At 59.1% G+C, this 16,738-nt stretch carries 17 protein-coding genes, 1 other RNA gene and 1 pseudogene; 13 read left to right on the top strand and 6 right to left on the bottom strand.

Annotated features, from left to right (window positions below):
- Positions 1 to 127 precede the first annotated feature (127 nt).
- Positions 128 to 817, bottom strand: coding sequence for a cytochrome c family protein (locus BR48_RS0105720; RefSeq protein WP_027230411.1), 690 nt, complete (start codon positions 815 to 817; stop codon positions 128 to 130).
- 260 nt (positions 818 to 1,077) lie between these two features.
- On the opposite strand from BR48_RS0105720, the gene BR48_RS0105710 reads away from it, so the two are divergent.
- Positions 1,078 to 1,818, top strand: a complete 741-nt coding sequence (locus BR48_RS0105710; protein ID WP_027230410.1) for a 3-deoxy-manno-octulosonate cytidylyltransferase — start codon at positions 1,078 to 1,080, stop codon at positions 1,816 to 1,818.
- A 2-nt stretch (positions 1,819 to 1,820) separates the two neighbouring features.
- Positions 1,821 to 2,684 (top strand): prephenate dehydratase, encoded by an 864-nt coding sequence (locus tag BR48_RS0105705; RefSeq protein WP_027230409.1) that lies wholly within the window; start codon positions 1,821 to 1,823, stop codon positions 2,682 to 2,684.
- A 7-nt stretch (positions 2,685 to 2,691) separates the two neighbouring features.
- On the opposite strand, the gene nudC is transcribed toward BR48_RS0105705, so the two are convergent.
- A complete protein-coding gene (gene nudC / locus BR48_RS0105700) occupies positions 2,692 to 3,618 on the bottom strand; it encodes an NAD(+) diphosphatase (protein ID WP_027230408.1) in 927 nt (308 codons plus the stop codon).
- Positions 3,619 to 3,671: 53 nt separating this feature from the next.
- Positions 3,672 to 4,076, bottom strand: a complete 405-nt coding sequence (locus BR48_RS0105695; RefSeq protein ID WP_091921432.1) for an HIT family protein — start codon at positions 4,074 to 4,076, stop codon at positions 3,672 to 3,674.
- 69 nt (positions 4,077 to 4,145) lie between these two features.
- Here BR48_RS0105695 and ffs point away from each other — a divergent pair.
- The 10 genes and pseudogenes from ffs to BR48_RS0105650 all read left to right on the top strand — a co-directional run bounded on the left by ffs (position 4,146) and on the right by BR48_RS0105650 (position 14,612).
- Positions 4,146 to 4,242: signal recognition particle sRNA small type (ffs, locus tag BR48_RS25770), an RNA gene on the top strand.
- 117 nt (positions 4,243 to 4,359) lie between these two features.
- Positions 4,360 to 6,171, top strand: a pseudogene (locus tag BR48_RS23925) (DNA polymerase III subunit gamma/tau); the annotation flags it as partial.
- A gap of 18 nt (positions 6,172 to 6,189) precedes the next feature.
- Positions 6,190 to 6,513, top strand: a complete 324-nt coding sequence (locus tag BR48_RS0105685) for a YbaB/EbfC family nucleoid-associated protein (RefSeq protein ID WP_027230406.1) — start codon at positions 6,190 to 6,192, stop codon at positions 6,511 to 6,513.
- Between the two features lie 408 nt (positions 6,514 to 6,921).
- Positions 6,922 to 7,527, top strand: a complete 606-nt coding sequence (recR, locus tag BR48_RS0105680; protein ID WP_027230405.1) for a recombination mediator RecR — start codon at positions 6,922 to 6,924, stop codon at positions 7,525 to 7,527.
- Positions 7,528 to 7,541: 14 nt separating this feature from the next.
- Positions 7,542 to 8,792: a lytic murein transglycosylase gene (locus BR48_RS0105675; protein WP_155810854.1), complete on the top strand. Its 1,251-nt coding sequence runs from the start codon at positions 7,542 to 7,544 to the stop codon at positions 8,790 to 8,792.
- An 82-nt stretch (positions 8,793 to 8,874) separates the two neighbouring features.
- The gene (gene ilvD / locus BR48_RS0105670) at positions 8,875 to 10,548 is read left to right on the top strand and encodes a dihydroxy-acid dehydratase (protein WP_027230403.1); all 1,674 of its coding nucleotides are present in this window, start codon (positions 8,875 to 8,877) and stop codon (positions 10,546 to 10,548) included.
- A gap of 107 nt (positions 10,549 to 10,655) precedes the next feature.
- Positions 10,656 to 11,657 (top strand): glutathione S-transferase family protein, encoded by a 1,002-nt coding sequence (locus BR48_RS0105665; protein WP_027230402.1) that lies wholly within the window; start codon positions 10,656 to 10,658, stop codon positions 11,655 to 11,657.
- Positions 11,658 to 11,770: 113 nt separating this feature from the next.
- Entirely contained in the window at positions 11,771 to 12,322 is a 552-nt protein-coding gene (locus BR48_RS0105660) for a MaoC family dehydratase (protein WP_027230401.1), read from the top strand.
- Entirely contained in the window at positions 12,319 to 13,479 is a 1,161-nt protein-coding gene (locus tag BR48_RS0105655; RefSeq protein WP_027230400.1) for a CaiB/BaiF CoA-transferase family protein, read from the top strand. Before BR48_RS0105660 ends, BR48_RS0105655 begins: the two co-directional genes overlap by 4 nt.
- A 20-nt stretch (positions 13,480 to 13,499) precedes the next feature.
- Positions 13,500 to 14,612: an extracellular solute-binding protein gene (locus BR48_RS0105650; protein ID WP_155810853.1), complete on the top strand. Its 1,113-nt coding sequence runs from the start codon at positions 13,500 to 13,502 to the stop codon at positions 14,610 to 14,612.
- Positions 14,613 to 14,615: 3 nt separating this feature from the next.
- On the opposite strand, the gene BR48_RS0105645 is transcribed toward BR48_RS0105650, so the two are convergent.
- From BR48_RS0105645 to BR48_RS0105630, 3 genes are all read right to left on the bottom strand, one after another.
- Positions 14,616 to 14,804 (bottom strand): hypothetical protein, encoded by a 189-nt coding sequence (locus BR48_RS0105645; RefSeq protein WP_027230398.1) that lies wholly within the window; start codon positions 14,802 to 14,804, stop codon positions 14,616 to 14,618.
- Between the two features lie 106 nt (positions 14,805 to 14,910).
- Positions 14,911 to 15,177 carry a hypothetical protein gene (locus BR48_RS0105640; protein ID WP_027230397.1) on the bottom strand — a complete coding sequence of 89 codons (267 nt, stop codon included), beginning with the start codon at positions 15,175 to 15,177 and terminating at the stop codon, positions 14,911 to 14,913.
- Between the two features lie 188 nt (positions 15,178 to 15,365).
- A complete protein-coding gene (locus BR48_RS0105630; protein WP_027230396.1) occupies positions 15,366 to 16,292 on the bottom strand; it encodes a transglutaminase family protein in 927 nt (308 codons plus the stop codon).
- A gap of 267 nt (positions 16,293 to 16,559) precedes the next feature.
- On the opposite strand from BR48_RS0105630, the gene BR48_RS26150 reads away from it, so the two are divergent.
- Complete coding sequence (locus BR48_RS26150; RefSeq protein ID WP_153666449.1) at positions 16,560 to 16,736, top strand: hypothetical protein; 177 nt, start codon at positions 16,560 to 16,562, stop codon at positions 16,734 to 16,736.
- Positions 16,737 to 16,738: the final 2 nt, after the last annotated feature.

The following is a 16,738-nucleotide window of genomic DNA, read 5'->3' as shown; positions in this document are numbered from 1 at the left end:
GGATTCTCTACAGTCATAAGTCTAAGAGAAATTGCGGCAGAGAACAGGCCTTCACGTTAAAAACACGCGCAGTTGATGCAAAAAAGCCGGGCGCAGGCCCGGCTTTTTTAAAGCAATTGTGACGGATTTAGTTCTTCGGTGCTTCCGGAGCAGCGGGAGCAGCGCCGTCGGCCGGCTTCTCCGCAGCGGGCGCGGCAGGAGCGGCAGGTGCTGCTGCGTCGGCAGGCTTGGCGGCATCGCCGCCTGCAGGTGCGGCATCAGCGGTCGGAAGCGGCTTCGGACTGTCGGACAGCGTGCGCAGATAGGCAATGAGGTCGGCGCGCTCATTATCCTTCTTGTCGCCGGCAAAGCCCATTGCCGTGCCCTTGATGTAGCCCTTCGGCGACGTCAGGAAGTGGTTGAGATGGTCGAAAGTCCACTTTTCCTGTCCGCCCTTGGAGAAATCCTTGATGGCCGAGGAATAGCTGAAGCCTTCATGTGTCGCGATTGGGCGATCGACGATGTCCCAGAGGTTCGGACCGACCTTGTTCGGGCCACCCTTTTCGCCGGTGTGGCAGGCAGCGCAGCGCTTGAAAACGGCTTCGCCGCGGGTTGCATCAGCTGAAGCCAGCAGCGTCGCGATCGGCACGGCTTCTGCAGCGGGTGCAGCAGCGCCGGCTTCGCCTTCACCGCCGGCCTCGGCGGCCTGGATGATGAAGCCGGGCTTTTCTGGCGCATGCGAGTCGAAAATAGAATCGGACAGGATACCTGCCGTCATGACAACGAACACGGTTGCCAGAAACGCCATGGCATATTTGTTGAACGGGGTCGATTCCATCGTCGATCAGTGCTCCACTTGTGTCCTGTTCAAGTGCGCTCAATATCAAGTCCACTCTGACGCTTGCCTGGAGCAATTGCAGGGCTCGATGTTCAGCACACTTGCGGAGGTTCTCAATATCTGGTCAATGCAGTGCGCTGCATTTCTTGACAAGAGTCCCCTCGTGATCGCGCGGAAACTAGGTCTTTTGCTGAAGACTTGCAACACCTATAAGGGCGCTTCTGCCTGAGACTTTTTGACACCTTAGACCGTGTGCAACGATGAAAATATTGACCCTGATCCCTGCCCGGATGGCCTCGACCCGGCTGCCCAACAAGCCACTGGCCGATATTGCGGGAAAGCCGATGATCGTGCATGTCGCCGAGCGCGCGATCGCCGCCGGTCTCGGGCGAACCGTCGTTGCGACAGATAGTCCCGACGTCAAATCGGCCATAGAAGCGCACGGCATCGAGGCGATCATGACGCGGGCCGACCACGAATCGGGTTCGGATCGCATCCACGAGGCGCTTCTCGCACTCGACCCTGACGGCAGCGTCGATGCAGTTGTCAATGTCCAGGGCGATCTTCCGACCATCGAGGCCGATATCATCAGGCGCTCGCTTAAGCCCCTGCAGTCCGGCCCCGCCGATATCGCGACGCTCGGCGTCGAAATCCGCCGCGAGGACGAGAAGACCAATCCGAATGTGGTCAAGATCATCGGTTCGCCGATTGGTCCCGACCAGATGCGAGCCCTTTATTTCACCCGCGCAACAGCGCCGTGGGGTGAGGGGCCGCTCTACCATCACATTGGGCTCTACGCTTACCGGAGAGCTGCGCTCGAGCGGTTTGTCAGCCTTGGGCCTTCGCCTCTGGAGCGCCGGGAACGCCTTGAACAGCTGCGCGCGCTCGAAGCGGGCATGCGCATTGACGTCGAGATCGTCGATTCGGTGCCGCTCGGCGTCGATACGCCGGAAGATCTCGAACGGGCGCGAGAAATCCTTACTTCCTCAAAAGGCAGATAATAATGGCAACGACTAACCGCATCTCGTTCCAGGGCGAACCCGGCGCAAACTCCGATACGGCCTGCCGCAACATGTTTCCCGACATGGAACCACTGCCGTGCCCGACTTTTGAAGATGCGTTCAATGCCGTCGAGAGCGGCGCCGCCGACCTTGCGATGATTCCGATCGAAAACACGATCGCGGGGCGCGTCGCCGATATCCATCACCTCCTGCCGGAATCGCGGCTGCACATCGTCGGCGAATACTTCCTGCCCATTCATTTTCAATTGATGGTGCTGCCCGGCACCAAGCGCAGCGACATCACTTCCGTGCACAGTCATATCCATGCGCTCGGCCAGTGCCGCAAATACATCCGCAAGAACAACTGGAAGCCGGTGATCGCCGGCGACACGGCCGGCGCAGCCCGGCTCGTTGCCGATGTCAAGGACAAGACGATGGCGGCGCTCGCCCCCCGCCTGGCCGCCTCGCTGTACGGCCTCGACATTCTCGAAGAGGATGTGGAGGATACTGAAAATAACGTCACGCGCTTCGTCGTTCTCAACAAGACCAAGAAATGGGCCCCGCGGGCCTCTGATGAACTGATGATGACGACTTTCGTCTTCCGCGTGCGCAACGTGCCCGCGGCGCTTTACAAGGCCATGGGCGGATTTGCGACGAACGGCGTGAACATGACGAAGCTCGAAAGCTACCAGATCGACGGAAAGTTCACCGCGACGCAGTTTTACGCGGATATCGAGGGACACCCGGACGACAAGAACGTGGCACATGCGCTTGATGAACTCGAATTCTTCTCGAAGGAAGTCCGCATCCTAGGCGTCTATCCGGCCGACACCACCTTCCGCAGCTCGCAGGCCGAGGAAGAGTAGCGTACCCTCAACCTTCCACCCAGCTGCGGATGAGATGAGCGGCGATGGCGCCGGGAGGAGGGGTGATCAGGCCGTCCGGATGGGTCCGGTCGAGCATCGACACCACCTCGTCGCGTGAGAACCAGCGCCCGTCCTCCAGCTCGGCCCGGTCAAGGATAAAGTCATCCGAAAGCGCTTCGGCATGACAGCCGATCATCAGGGAGTAGGGAAATGGCCAGGGCTGGCTCGCGTGATACAGCACCCGGCCGATCTTTAGGTTTGTTTCTTCGAAGGTTTCGCGTCGCACGGCGTTTTCAATCGTCTCGCCGGGTTCGATAAATCCGGCCAGGCAGGAAAACATGCCAGGACCGAAATGCGGCCCGCGCGCCAGGAGGCACTTGTCGCCGCGCACCACCATCATGATCGCCACCGGATCGGTCCGGGGAAAGTGTTGCGCCTCGCAGTTGGGGCAGGTTCGCCGGTAGCCGCCGTCACGCATGAGGGTCGCTGTGCCGCAGCGCCCGCAGTATTTGTGATTCTCGTTCCAGGTCAGGAGCGAAACCGCTTGCGCCATGGCGCCAAGTTGGTCGGGCGGGATGATGCCCTGCGTATAAACCGAGCGGTAGTCGATTGCCTGGACCGCCTCGGGCAGCGCGGCGAAATCAAAAGCGCTCGGCGCAGCGAGAACAGGCGCGTCATCCTGCAGGCCGAGATAAACCGTGGAAGACCGCGCAGGCAGAAAAGGCGCTGCGTCCTTTAGTGTAAAGAAAGCATTGCTGTCAGCCACCAACACCTTGCCTTGCCCGATCAGGAGCATCCGTGCGTCGGCATTGGCAAGCGCAACATCGACTGCGTCGTCGCTGCGCTTTTCAGCGTGGCGGTTGATCCGGTTGCCGGCGAATCCGACGAAATGGCTGGGTTCCTTTTCCGGGATATCGAAAAGGCGAAACGACATGCTTGGAGCTCCAGAAACGGACCCGGGGACAGGGCATTGATGATGTTGACGGATTAAATAGCGTTGAGTATGGCGCTGGCAAAGGCCCGGGCATCTTTTTCGCCGTAGGGCTCACGGGTGCCATGGCCCCACACCGGGCCAGGCCAGGCGGGATCGCCACTGTTGCGGGCAATCACATGAAGATGCAGTTGACGCACGATATTGCCAAGCGCACCGGTGTTGATCTTTTCGCAATTCACAACCGATTTCAGGGCCTGGGCGGCAATGCCCGCCTCGAAAGTCAGGATGGTCTGGTCGAGCGGGGTCAATTCATGAATCTCGCATATCCCCGGCCGCTGCGGCACGAGGATGAGCCACGGCCAGCGGCGGTCATTCATAAGGCGCAGATCGCAGAGGCCCAGCCTTGCAATTGAATAGGTGTCTGCTGCAAGTTTGTTATCCAGAACAAAAGTCATGATCGATAAGAGATAACAGTTTTTTCGCGGTTTCGCTTGCTTTTTGCGCGCGGATTGACGATATGAGCCTCGGGAGGTTGGTGGTGGACGAGCCACTCGCCAACCGGGTCAGGTCCGGAAGGAAGCAGCCCCAACGAGCCAGGCACGGGTCGCCGTGCCAGCCTCCCACCTTTTCCTGTCGCCTTGCCTGTGTCAAAGCCGTCCGCGGCATTGACGCTGCGGCGCATGCGGTTAGACTTCGTGAAGGGCAAGGGTCGGGAGCCTTAGCGCAGGAGCCAAACAGGACGCGATGGATACAAGAACGCCAGACAGCGCCTATCGCGTGCTCGCCCGCAAATACCGCCCGCAGAATTTCAACGATCTGATCGGCCAGGAGCCGATGGTCCGCACGCTGACCAATGCGTTCGAAACGGGGCGTATTGCCCAGGCCTGGATGCTCACCGGTGTTCGCGGCGTTGGCAAGACGACGACGGCGCGCATTCTGGCGCGTGCACTCAACTACCAGACTGCCGATATCGACAAGCCGACGATAGACCTCACCGTTCCGGGCGAACATTGCCAGGCGATCATGGAAGGCCGTCACGTCGATGTCATCGAGATGGACGCGGCGTCGCACACGGGCATCGACGACATTCGCGAGATTATCGAGCAGGTGCGCTATCGCCCGGTCTCGGCGCGCTACAAGGTCTACATCATCGACGAAGTTCACATGCTGTCGAACCAGGCCTTCAATGGCCTGTTGAAGACGCTTGAAGAACCGCCGCCGCATGTGAAGTTCATATTTGCAACGACTGAAATACGCAAAGTACCGATTACCGTGCTTTCGCGTTGTCAGCGGTTCGATCTTCGGCGCATCGATACCAGTGTCCTCGTTCGCCACCTGCAGAAAATCGCCGACCTTGAATCGATTGCCGTCGATGACGTTTCGCTCAGCATGATCGCGCGTGCCGGCGAAGGTTCCGTGCGCGATTCATTGTCGATCTTCGATCAGGCCATTGCCCATGGTGCGGGCCGTGTCGAGGCGGAAGCCGTGCGTTCGATGCTCGGCCTTGCCGATCGCGCCCGCATCATCGATCTCTTCGAAATGCTGATGCGCGGCGACGTCGCTTTGGCACTAAGGGAATTTCGTGCCCAGTATGATGTCGGCGCCGATCCTGCCGTGGTGCTGACGGACCTTGCCGATTTCAATCACCTGGTAACGCGCATACGGTTCACGCCCGATGTCGCCGACGACATTTCGCTTTCGGAAGACGAAAGGCTGCGCGGCAGGGATTTTGCCGAAAAGCTGTCGATCCGCGTCCTCTCGCGCACCTGGCAGATGCTGCTGAAAGGGATCACCGAGGTCGAGGGATCAAGCCGTCCCGTCCAGGCGGCAGAGATGTTGCTGATCCGTATTGCCCATGCCGCCGATCTTCCGACGCTCGACGAGGCGCTGAAGTCCCTTGAGGACGGCGGCATTCCGGCATCGCCGAATCGCAGCGATGGATCACGTCCGGGAAATGGTGGTGCGCCGACCGCGCGCGCAGGCCAGGTGGATGCGATGGCAACGCAACGTGGTGTCGTCACGTCCAATGGCGGCGCGACAATGCGGCTTGTCGAGCCCGCGCCGAAGTCCGAACCGAGTGTCGCTCCTCCGGTGGTTGTCGAGCAGCCGCAGTCTCCAGCCGTACCCGTTGAAAACATCGAAGATATCGTGGCGCTCGCCGACAAGCACCGCGACATGCAATTCAAGATCATGGTCAAGAATTGCGTACGGCTTGTCAGCATGAAGCCCGGGCGGCTCGAAATCAACCTGACCGAAAACGCTCCAAAATCCTTGCTGACGGATCTTTCGCAAAAGCTCAGCGAATGGACCGGTATTCGCTGGATGGTGTCGCTGTCGCGGGAACCGGGAAACGCTACGGTCAACGAGACAGAAACGGCCAAACGCGATACGCTGCTCAGCGATGCGCGCTCCGACCCGGATGTCGCCGCGATCCTTGCAAAATTTCCGGGCGCCAAGATCATCAACGTGCGCATTACGGCCCCGGCCGGACAGATGGATGATGCCGTCGCAGCGGGAGATGATACGCTCGCACCGGTCGAAGAAGACGATTGACGAACAGGAGTTTTCCCCATGCGTGACATTATGGGCATGATGAAGCAGGCCAAGGAAATGCAGGCCAAGATGGCAGCCATGCAGGAAGAGATCGCGGCTCTGGAGGCCGAAGGTCATGCTGGCGGCGGCCTTGTCACCGTCAAGCTTTCGGGCAAGGGCGCGATGACGGCGCTCAGCATCGATCCGTCCCTTTTCAAGGAAGACGATATCGAAGTCATCGAAGACCTCATCATTGCCGCGCACAATGAGGCAAAGTCGAAAGTCGAGGCGATCATGGCTGAAAAGACGCAGGCTTTGACGGCCGGGCTTCCGATACCTCCCGGTTTCAAGCTTCCCTTCTAAGCGTAGTCTACAACTGGAAGCTTATTGGAAAGCGAGATCAACTCAGCTATATTGAGTTTGGAGTGGGAACGAGCTTTCGCCAGTCCCCGTTTCTTATCTGAATTGAACCCGGACGGTCCATGACCAGCTCGTCCGGGTTTTCTTCATGATAAGGCTGATACTCCACGGAAATTTCCGCATCGTTTCACTCCAAGTTCGAAAGCAAGGCTGTTGCCGCAGTCGGGGAGCCCATTCTCCCGATGCGCCGGCTGGTGCGGCGCTGCTGCTTTCGCCTTCGAACCGCGGCATCATCGAGGTGTAATTTCGAGATGGCAACGAATGCAGGGTTGTATCGCTTTTGGCATTTGAGCCGTCGAGGTTGTGTTCCCGCCAATTCCATAAATCGTCAAATTGCTCTAAACCGACGCTATGTCGAAACGAATCGCCGGTCCCGAAATCGAACGCCTGATCCAGCTCCTCGCCAAGGTGCCGGGGCTAGGGCCACGATCGGCGCGCAGGGCGGCGCTGCATCTCATCAAGAAGAAGGAAGCCTTGCTCATCCCGTTGGGTTCGGCGATGCAGGACGCCGCCGAAAAGGTGCGTGTCTGCTCGACCTGCGGCAATGTCGATACCGCCGATCCATGCATGATCTGCACCGATCCGCGTCGGGAACGCTCGACGCTAATCGTCGTCGAAGACGTCTCCGACCTCTGGGCGCTCGAGCGGGCGGGTTCGATGAACGTGCGCTACCACGTGCTCGGAGGACGACTTTCCCCACTTGATGGAATTGGCCCCGATGATCTCAACATCGCCTCGCTTGTCGGGCGGGTCGCTGAGGGCGAAATCAAGGAAGTCATCCTCGCCGTCAATGCCACGGTGGAGGGACAGACCACCGCCCACTACATCACCGATCAACTGGCCGGCTTCGATGTGCGGATTACCCGTCTTGCCCACGGTGTTCCGGTGGGCGGCGAACTCGATTACCTCGATGAAGGAACCTTGGCCGCCGCCTTGCGGGCCCGAACGTCGCTATAGGAGACGACTTGAGCATGCGCCCATGGATGAATGCCCTCTGGGCGCTGATCGGACTGATCGTCATGCTTTACACGCCGGCAGGCCTCGCTGCGTCCAGGCCTCAGGTAGAAGCCCAGTTCCAACAATGGCTGGACAACGATCTGTGGCCGGAAGCCAAGGCCAAGGGGATATCGAGGGCGACATTTGACCAGGCCTTCAAAGGCGTGACGCTTAACTTCGACCTGCCCGACCTTGTCATGCCCGGAGAGAAGCCGCAGACACCGCAAAAGCAGGCACAGAGCGAATTCGGCTCCCCCGGAAAGTACTTCAACGACAAGACCGTCAACAACGTAACATCCGGCGGGACGGCGCGTGCTGGCCAATATGCACGGATATTGCAATCAGTCGAAAAGACATACGGCGTGCCGGGCGAGATTGTCCTCGCCATATGGGGCCGCGAAAGCGGCTTTGGCAGCGTCAAGATTCCGTATAATGCCTTTGCCGTCCTGGGGACCAAGGCCTTCCTCGCAACGCGCAAGGATATGTTCCGCAAGGAACTGCTTGCTGCGCTTGAAATCGTCGAGAAAGGCTATATTGGCGCCGGCAGCATGAAGAGTTCCTGGGCAGGAGCCCTTGGCCAGCCGCAATTCATGCCGACGTCCTACCTCGAGCATGCCGTTGATTTCGACGGCGACGGCAAGCGCGACATCTGGAACTCGGTGCCCGATACGCTGGGGTCGATCGCGCACTACCTTGCCCAATATGGCTGGCAGCGCGGCCGTGACTGGGGCTATGAGGTGACCGTCCCCGAGAGTGTCAGTTGCGCACTGGAAGGTCCCGACCAGGGCAAGCCCTTCAGCACCTGGGGAAAGCTTGGCATCAAGCGTGTCAATGGCAGGCCATTTCCTGCGGCGGAGGCCAAGGGCGAAGGGTTTCTGCTGATGCCGGCCGGAAGGCACGGCCCTGCATTCATCGTCACGAAGAATTTCTACGTACTCAAGGAGTACAATAAGAGCGATCTCTATGCGCTGTTCATCGGCCATGTAAGCGACCGCATCGCGAATGGCGCCGCGAACTTTACCGCAGGGTGGGGCGATGTCGGCGGGCTCTACCGGTCCGACATTGCGGCCCTGCAACGGGCGCTGGAGAAAAAGGGTTACGACGCTGGCGGTGCCGACGGATTTCCAGGGTTCAAGACGCGCCGCTCGATTGGAGATTGGCAATCGAAGCAGGGCATGGCGGCCACATGCTTCCCGGACAAGGCGGTGGTTGCTGCGATCCGCTAATGCCATCGCACATTGCCGGTCTGCCGTTTGACAGCCGTCCTCAAGGAGCGTCAAATCGCTTGCCTGAACAGGAGGTGCGGCCATGGCAGCCAATGAGCGTTCCAAGCACATCACCGAGGGTATAGCGCGGTCGCCGAACCGCGCGATGTATTATGCGCTCGGCTATGAAAAATCAGACTTCGCCAAGCCGATGATCGGCATCGCCAATGGCCATTCGACCATTACTCCCTGCAATGCCGGCCTGCAGCCGCTCGCCGATGCGGCCGTCGCCGCAGTAAAAGCGGCAGGCGGCAATCCGCAGCTGTTCGGCACGCCGACCATTTCCGACGGCATGGCCATGGGCACCGAGGGGATGAAATATTCGCTGATATCGCGCGAGGTTATCGCCGACTGCATCGAGACGTGCGTCAACGGCCAGTGGATGGATGGCGTGCTCGTCATCGGCGGCTGCGACAAGAACATGCCGGGCGGCATGATTGCCATTGCCCGCACCAATGTCCCGGCAATCTATGTCTATGGCGGTACGATCAAGCCCGGCAGATGGAAGGGCAAGGATCTTTCCATCGTCTCGGCCTTCGAGGCGGTGGGCTCATACATGGCCGGCAAGATGAGCGAGGAGGATTTCGAGGGCATAGAGCGTCATGCCTGCCCGTCGACGGGCTCATGCGGCGGCATGTATACGGCCAACACCATGAGTTCGGCCTTCGAGGCGCTCGGCATGTCGCTGATGTATTCGTCGACTATGGCGAATCCGGACGCGGAGAAGATCGACAGCACGGCGGAATCAGCGCGGGTGCTCATCGAGGCGGTGCGCAAGAATATTCGCCCTCGCGACATCATCACCCGCAAGTCCATCGAAAATGCGGTCGCATTGATCATGGCGACAGGCGGCTCCACCAATGGCGTCCTGCATTTTCTTGCCATTGCCCATGCTGCGGAAGTCGAATGGACGCTCGACGATTTCGAGCGCGTGCGCCGCAAGGTTCCGGTCCTGTGCAACCTGCGTCCCTCCGGCCAGTACATGGCGGTCGACCTGCACAAGGCCGGCGGCATACCGCAGGTCCTGAAGCTGTTGCTGAATGCTGGCCTGTTGCACGGCGAGTGCCTGACCATCACGGGGCGCACATTGGCCGAAGAACTCGCCAATGTTCCGGACGCGCCCCCCGAGGGCCAGGACATCATCCGGCCGATCGCCAAGGCACTCTACAGTGAGGGCCATCTTGCGATCCTCAAGGGCAACCTTGCAACGGGCGGAGCGGTCGCCAAGATCACTGGGCTTAAAAATCCCGTCATCAAGGGACCTGCACGGGTGTTCGACGACGAGCAATCGGCGATGGACGCCATACTCTCCGACAAAATCAAACCGGGCGATGTCCTTGTGCTGCGCTACCTTGGCCCGCGCGGCGGTCCAGGCATGCCGGAAATGCTGGCACCCACATCGGCAATCATCGGTCGGGGCCTCGGAGAAAGCGTTGGTTTCATTACGGATGGGCGCTTTTCGGGCGGAACCTGGGGCATGGTGGTCGGGCATGTGACGCCGGAAGCCTTCGAAGGCGGCACCATCGCGCTTGTCGAGGAAGCCGACACTATCACCATCGATGCGCATAAGCAGTTGCTGCAACTCGAGGTCAGCGACGACGAAATCGAACGCCGGCGCAGCAGCTGGAAGCAGCCACCGCCGCGTTATACGCGCGGTGTCCTCGCCAAATTCGCACAGTTGGCGAAATCGGCAAGCGAAGGCGCGGTAACCGGTTAGCAGCCACTGTTCCTTGCCGGAATACAGTCTGTCAAAGCGGCGCCGGTAGGAAACGCATGCGCGACGTGCAATCTTGGTCTTTTCAACAGAAGACCAGGATTTAGCACATGCCGGCATTGGTGAATGGAGAATGGGTCAAGGGCGACGTTGCCGCCAGCGAAATGAAGGATGGCGCGTTCCACCGTGAGGCGACGCATTTCCATAGCTGGATTACGCCGGATGGCGCGCCGGGTCCGTCCGGCCAACCCGGTCTGCCTGCCGAACCCGGACGCTATCAGCTTTTTGTCTCTTACCTCTGCCCCTGGGCTTCGCGCACGCTGATCTTCCGCAGTTTGAAGGGGTTGCGCGAAATCATCCGGATATCTGTCGCGGAGCCGGCAATTGGCGAAAATGGCTGGACCTTCGCGGACCCGCAGGACGCAGGGCCGAAGGCGCCGCCCATTCGCTATCTGCACCAGCTCTATACGGCGAGCGAGCCCAACTATACCGGCAAGGTTTCCGTTCCGGTGCTTTGGGACCGCAAGGAAGGGCGGATCGTGAATAACGAGTCAGCCGACATTATCCGCATCCTCAATACGGCATTCAACGAACTCACCGGCGACCACCAGGATTTCTATCCCGAACCTCTCCGCGCGGAAATCGACCGCTGGAACGGGCTCGTCTGTGACAATGTCAATAATGGCGTCTATCGCGCCGGCTTTGCCAAATCGCAGTCGGCTTATGAAGATGCCGCCGGAAGCGTGTTCAAGGCCCTCGACAAGATCGAGGCGCATCTTGCCGATCATCGCTATCTCGCCGGGCAATATCTTACTGAAGCGGATTGGCGCCTTTTTGTAACGCTTGTGCGGTTTGACGCTGCCTATCATGGCATCTTCAAGTGCAATATTCGCCGGATCGCCGATTACCACAACCTTTCCAACTATATGCGCGAACTATACCAGTGGCAGGACGTGCGCACGACGGTAAAGATCGACCACATCAAGGCCGGCTACTATTCGATTGCCCACATCAACCCGACACTCATTGTTCCGCTTGGGCCGGTCCAGAATTTCGATGCGCCGCACGACCGCGAGCACCTTTTGGGCAAGGGAATTTTCAAAGGATCATAAGCCAGACCGCTTGCCATTTCCACTCATATGTGAAAATATTATTCACAAGAGAAGATATGGGAGGCAATCATGGGACGCAACTGGCGCAATCCGCACGTTGAAAGCGTGCGGCATTGACTGGCTTTACGCCGACAGTCGGCGTATCCTCGACGCATCCAAGAAACATGCCGGAGGCCCATGCAGCGCTGCCCGTATGGAACGCGGAAAACTGGTATTATGAGGATTGGCCTGTTGGTCAGAAGATACGATCGCTGCGGAGGACAATATCCGAAAGCGACAGCCACCTCTTCAACGTCCTCGTCACCGACATCCATCCCTATGTCCAGGACCAGATGTTCGCGGAAAGCGAGGGCATGTTCGGCAAGCGTCTGGTCGCAGGTGCGTTCGTCTTTTCCGCTGGCCTCGGCCTGGTAGCCACCAATTGCATCAACGCTTTTTCGTACGGCTATGACAAGCTGCGGTTTATCAAGCCCGTCTTCCTGAACGACACGATCTATACGATCCGCACCAACCTCGACAAACGGCCGCGCTACAAGGACCTTGGCCTTATCCGGGCCAGCTATGAAGTCTTCAAGAATGAGGGCGAGCTCGTCCTCTACTGCGAACACCTGCAAACGGTGAAATACAAGAATCCTGCTGATTTTGTTGGAAAGACCGAAAAATAATGACTGCGAACGAATTGCCCCTGACAGGCCTGCTTGTCGTCGATATGAGCCAGTTTCTGTCGGGACCCTATGCCTCCCTGCGCCTGATGGATCTTGGCGCGCGTGTCATCAAGATCGAGCGGCCCGATGGGGGCGACCTTTCACGGCGCCTTTATCTCAGCGACACCGAAATCGGCGGGGATTCGACGATTTTCCATGCAATCAACCGCGCCAAGGAAAGCCTCGCGATCGATTTGAAGAACGAGGCTGACCTTAAGGCGCTGAAGGCGTTGCTCGCGCGTGCCGATGTGCTCATCCAGAACTTCAGGCCCGGCGTCATCCAGCGGCTGGGCCTCGATTATGAGGCAGTAAAGGCGATCAACCCGCGTCTGGTCTATGCCAGCATCAGCGGTTACGGCGAGGAGGGGCCATGGGTGTCGCGTCCGGGTCAGGACCTGCTGGCGCAGTCGCGTTCCGGCCTGATGTGGCTCAACGGCGATGAAAGCCAGGGACCTGTGCCCTTCGGCCTCGCCGTCGGCGACATGCTTGCGGGGGCGGCGATCGTGCAGGGTATCCTCGCGGCCCTGGTGCGGCGGGGGATCAGCGGCGAGGGCGCCCATATCGAGACGAGCCTGATGGAATCACTGATCGATTTTCAGTTCGAGGTGCTGACAACACACCTCAACGATGGGCGCCGATTGCCGAAACGCTCCGATTTCCGCAGCGCGCACGCCTATCTTTCGGCACCCTATGGCGTCTATCAGACGAAAGACAGCTATCTCGCGCTCGCCATGACACCTTTGCCGAAGCTCGCGGATCTCCTTGGTCTCGATGCGCTTGCTCCCTACCGCGATCAGCCTGCAACCTGGTTTACGGCCCGTGATGCGATCAAACGCATTATCGCGGAGAAGCTGGCGACCGAGCCAACCGATCACTGGCTCGCCATACTCGAGCCTGCAGATATATGGTGCGCGAAGGTGCTCAACTGGGAAGAGCTCCTGCAAAGCGAAGGGTTCAAGGTGCTCGATATGCTGCAGACGGTCGAGCGCGAAGACAATGTGTCGATCGAGACAACGAGGTCGCCGATCCGCGTCAATGGCAAGCGCGCCAAGTTCGATCGGGCTGCGCCACGGATCGGTGAGCATAGCGACCGCATTCGCAAGGAATTCGGGCTGTGAGCGACATTGTTCTCAAGGGGATGACGTGGAGCCATCCGCGCGGCTATGACCCGATGGTGGCTTGCTCGCAGCTCTGGAAGGAGAAGTCCGGCGTAACCGTCCAGTGGGAAAAACGCTCGCTGCAGGATTTCGAATCCTTTCCCGTGGATGAGCTTGCCCGCGCCTACGATCTGATCGTGATCGATCATCCGCATGTCGGGCAGATCACCGCGGAGAACTGCCTCCACCCGCTGGATGTTCCGGGCCGTGAGGCTGAGCGGAACGCGCTCATGACCGGCAGCGTCGGACAATCCTACCAGAGCTATTGCTGGCAGGATCGCCAATGGGCGTTCCCCATTGATACGGCGAGCCAGGTTCTGGCGTGGCGCTCGGACCTGCTCGACCGGCCGCCAACGACATGGGCAGAGGTGATGCGGCTCGCTCGCGAAGGCAAGGTGCTGCTGCCGCTGCGCCCGCCGCATACGCTGATGACGTTCTATACGCTCTGCGCCAATCTGGGTTCGCATTGCGCGACCACATTCGGTGACCTCGTAGCACCAGAGGCGGGTGCCAGGACATTCGAGATGATGCGCGAGATTTCAGCGCTGATCGATCCCGCCTGCTATGATATGGATCCGATCGCCGTGCTCGAACGGATGGCGCTACCGGAGGCGGACATTGCCTGTTCGCCATTGATTTACGGCTATGTCAGTTATGCGATCGAAGGTTTCAGGCCCTCGCTGATTGCTTTCGCCGACATCGCAGATGCGGGTGGAAATGGTCCTATTGGATCAGCGCTTGGCGGTACCGGCATTGCCGTTTCCGCATTTTCTGCGCATCGCGATGCCGCGAGCGACTTTGCCTATTGGATCGCAAGCGGCGATGTTCAGCGCGGTCCCTATGCCGCGGCCGGCGGGCAACCGGGCCACGCCGCGGCCTGGGAGGATGCTGCGGTAAATGCCGCAACGACCGATTTTTATGCCGCAACCCGAAGGACACTCGAGTCCGCTTGGGTCAGACCCCGGCACAATGGCTACATGGCATTTCAGCAGAAGGCGTCCGACCGTATCAATGCTGGGCTCATGAATGGACATGATGCGGCAGCCGTTGTGGCGGATTTGAACCGACTGTTCCGGGATAGCTTCTTGGCTTAAGGGCTACATGTTCCGGCGCATTTGGCCCGCGCGCCCGTAAGCGCCAGGGCAGATGCCGATGCCGCGCTGGCAATCGACCGGGCTTGACTGGGCCACATCCGGCGGCCGCGGCGACCAGGACGCATAGGTTCCACCGCCGCAGGCGCTCAAGACGAGACTGCTGAGCAAAGTGGCAAGGGTCATGAATTTCATTCTCGGCCTCGGCTGCAAGATTCCTCGCAGCCTGATAGCCGGAAACTGCGTTGAAAGTCAAAGTTGCAATTAGTAGCGCGCTCTACCCAAGGTGGGCTTGAAGGCATTATGCGACGCGCTGCTCGGTGCCATCCTTGGTCCCGCTGACCGTTGGATGCGAGTTCACCGCAATCACAACCGCCAGCGCGGCAAGCGAATTGATATCGCGATTGCCGCGGTTGAAAGCCGTCATTACGGTTTCGGCAATGACCTTCGCCTCTTCATCCGAACTGGACTTGACCACGAGCGTCGCAGCGGCCTTGTCGTAGGCTGCTTGCATGATGTCCCAGTCATCTTGAGAGTACATTGGATTCAGAGGGTTATCGAAAGCCATGGAGGTGTTCCTCTTCATTATTATTGCTCCAGCGACGGCGAGAATCGTAATCGCTGGATTGTGGCATGGCAAATCGAAACAGATTTTCAGGTCATTTAAAGGGCTTACCGCAAAGCAGCAATGAAATGCGCGCTGCGAAATGTGGCAAACGCGCTCATTCAGTCGAATTCATTACAAGGGAACCGACGCTAAAGCGTCGGCTCGGCTTCGCTGCGCTCGCGGATGGCACGCGACAGGCGCGACCAGCGCGGGCTGAACCATGGGGTCAGCAACGACACTTTATCGAAGCGCTGGCGGTTGAAGGAAGGGTCGTGCTCCTCGAACGTCCAGACCTTGAAATTGGTCAACTCATGCGGTCCGAACGTATGGATCAACGGAATATCGGCGGCGTCGCGGCCGCGCGCGACCACGATGCGCCCGATGCGACGCTGGTTGTGACGGGCGTCGAACGTGTGCCACCTGTCGCCGAGGAAAACCTCGATCCAGGCGTTGAAATCCATTGGCGCCGGGTCGGCCGGCACACCGATATCACCCATATAGCCGTTCACGTAGCGTGCCGGAATATTCATGCAGCGGCAAAGCGCAACGGCAAGATGGGCGAAGTCACGGCAAACGCCAACCCGTTCCTCATGTGCCTGGGCCGCGGTGCGTGTCGAGCGGGCAAAGCCATAGCTGAAGGTTAGCCGCTGGTTGACGTAGTCGCAGATCGACTGAACGCGGGTCCAGCCCGGCTTTATATGGCCGAAAAGGTTCCACGCAAGCTGGCTCAACTCGTCCGTCTCGCAGTAGCGGCTGGCGGAAAGGTAGGCGAGGCATTCGGTCGGAAGCTTGTCGACCGTGATCTCGACAGCATCTTCATGAACCGGATCCGGCAGGCCATCATCCTTGACCACGGCATCATAAGTCAAGGTGAGATTTCCAGCCGGAGCGAGAAGGCGGATAGCGGTATTGCCGAACAGATCCTTGAATTTTTCAAGCTTCACGTCCGGGCTTGCCACCGGGCCATTCTCGCACTTTATGTCGGCAGTCCGCGCCGATTCGAGATTGAGATAGGTGGTCATTGGAGTGGGCTGGTTGCACCTAATGGCAATCTCATAACCGACACGTATCAACATTGGCATATCCTTTAATGTTTGGAGGACAACGCCGCTTTTCCGTTAGAGTTCCGCATCCAATCATTAAAATACGATGGCAAGCTGAAGAGCGAATGCGGCTCGGATTCCGGTCCCGCCGGTCATATTCAGCATTTATTGACCATAGACCCATAGGATTTGAAACAAAAGCCTTCCGACCCCTTTATAGGGTCATGGATGTCGAAGCATGGAGTGAAAATGATGGCGCCAGCTTCAGAGCCGATTGGAAGTATTATGACTGGAAAACGAGTGGCTAAGCCTCATCCTACGGCAAGCGTCGTCCGCGACCAGCTTCAGCGCCCGGAATTCCAGCACGCTATCCGCACGACAAGCGCCGCCAGGGTCGAAAAGAAGATGCCCAAGCAATTCCTCGACTTGCTGGAACAACTCGACATCGCCGAAACCCGCAACAAGAAGCGCAGCTGATC

The sequence above is a fragment of the Phyllobacterium sp. UNC302MFCol5.2 genome (assembly GCF_000686005.1).
Classification (GTDB): domain Bacteria; phylum Pseudomonadota; class Alphaproteobacteria; order Rhizobiales; family Rhizobiaceae; genus Phyllobacterium; species Phyllobacterium pellucidum.
Note: the sequence above shows the minus strand (reverse complement) of the source record. Positions and strands in the feature narration are given on the sequence as shown.

Coding starts and splice junctions, on each gene's coding strand:
- recR (WP_027230405.1), top strand. CDS start 6,922: ATGTCGAAACGAATCGCCGGTCCCGAAATCGAACGCCTGATCCAGCTC.
- BR48_RS0105675 (WP_155810854.1), top strand. CDS start 7,542: ATGCGCCCATGGATGAATGCCCTCTGGGCGCTGATCGGACTGATCGTC.
- BR48_RS0105645 (WP_027230398.1), bottom strand. CDS start 14,804: ATGAAATTCATGACCCTTGCCACTTTGCTCAGCAGTCTCGTCTTGAGC.
- BR48_RS0105665 (WP_027230402.1), top strand. CDS start 10,656: ATGCCGGCATTGGTGAATGGAGAATGGGTCAAGGGCGACGTTGCCGCC.
- BR48_RS0105630 (WP_027230396.1), bottom strand. CDS start 16,292: ATGTTGATACGTGTCGGTTATGAGATTGCCATTAGGTGCAACCAGCCC.
- BR48_RS0105640 (WP_027230397.1), bottom strand. CDS start 15,177: ATGGCTTTCGATAACCCTCTGAATCCAATGTACTCTCAAGATGACTGG.
- BR48_RS0105705 (WP_027230409.1), top strand. CDS start 1,821: ATGGCAACGACTAACCGCATCTCGTTCCAGGGCGAACCCGGCGCAAAC.
- BR48_RS0105710 (WP_027230410.1), top strand. CDS start 1,078: ATGAAAATATTGACCCTGATCCCTGCCCGGATGGCCTCGACCCGGCTG.
- BR48_RS0105650 (WP_155810853.1), top strand. CDS start 13,500: ATGACGTGGAGCCATCCGCGCGGCTATGACCCGATGGTGGCTTGCTCG.
- BR48_RS0105685 (WP_027230406.1), top strand. CDS start 6,190: ATGCGTGACATTATGGGCATGATGAAGCAGGCCAAGGAAATGCAGGCC.
- ilvD (WP_027230403.1), top strand. CDS start 8,875: ATGGCAGCCAATGAGCGTTCCAAGCACATCACCGAGGGTATAGCGCGG.
- nudC (WP_027230408.1), bottom strand. CDS start 3,618: ATGTCGTTTCGCCTTTTCGATATCCCGGAAAAGGAACCCAGCCATTTC.
- BR48_RS0105720 (WP_027230411.1), bottom strand. CDS start 817: ATGGAATCGACCCCGTTCAACAAATATGCCATGGCGTTTCTGGCAACC.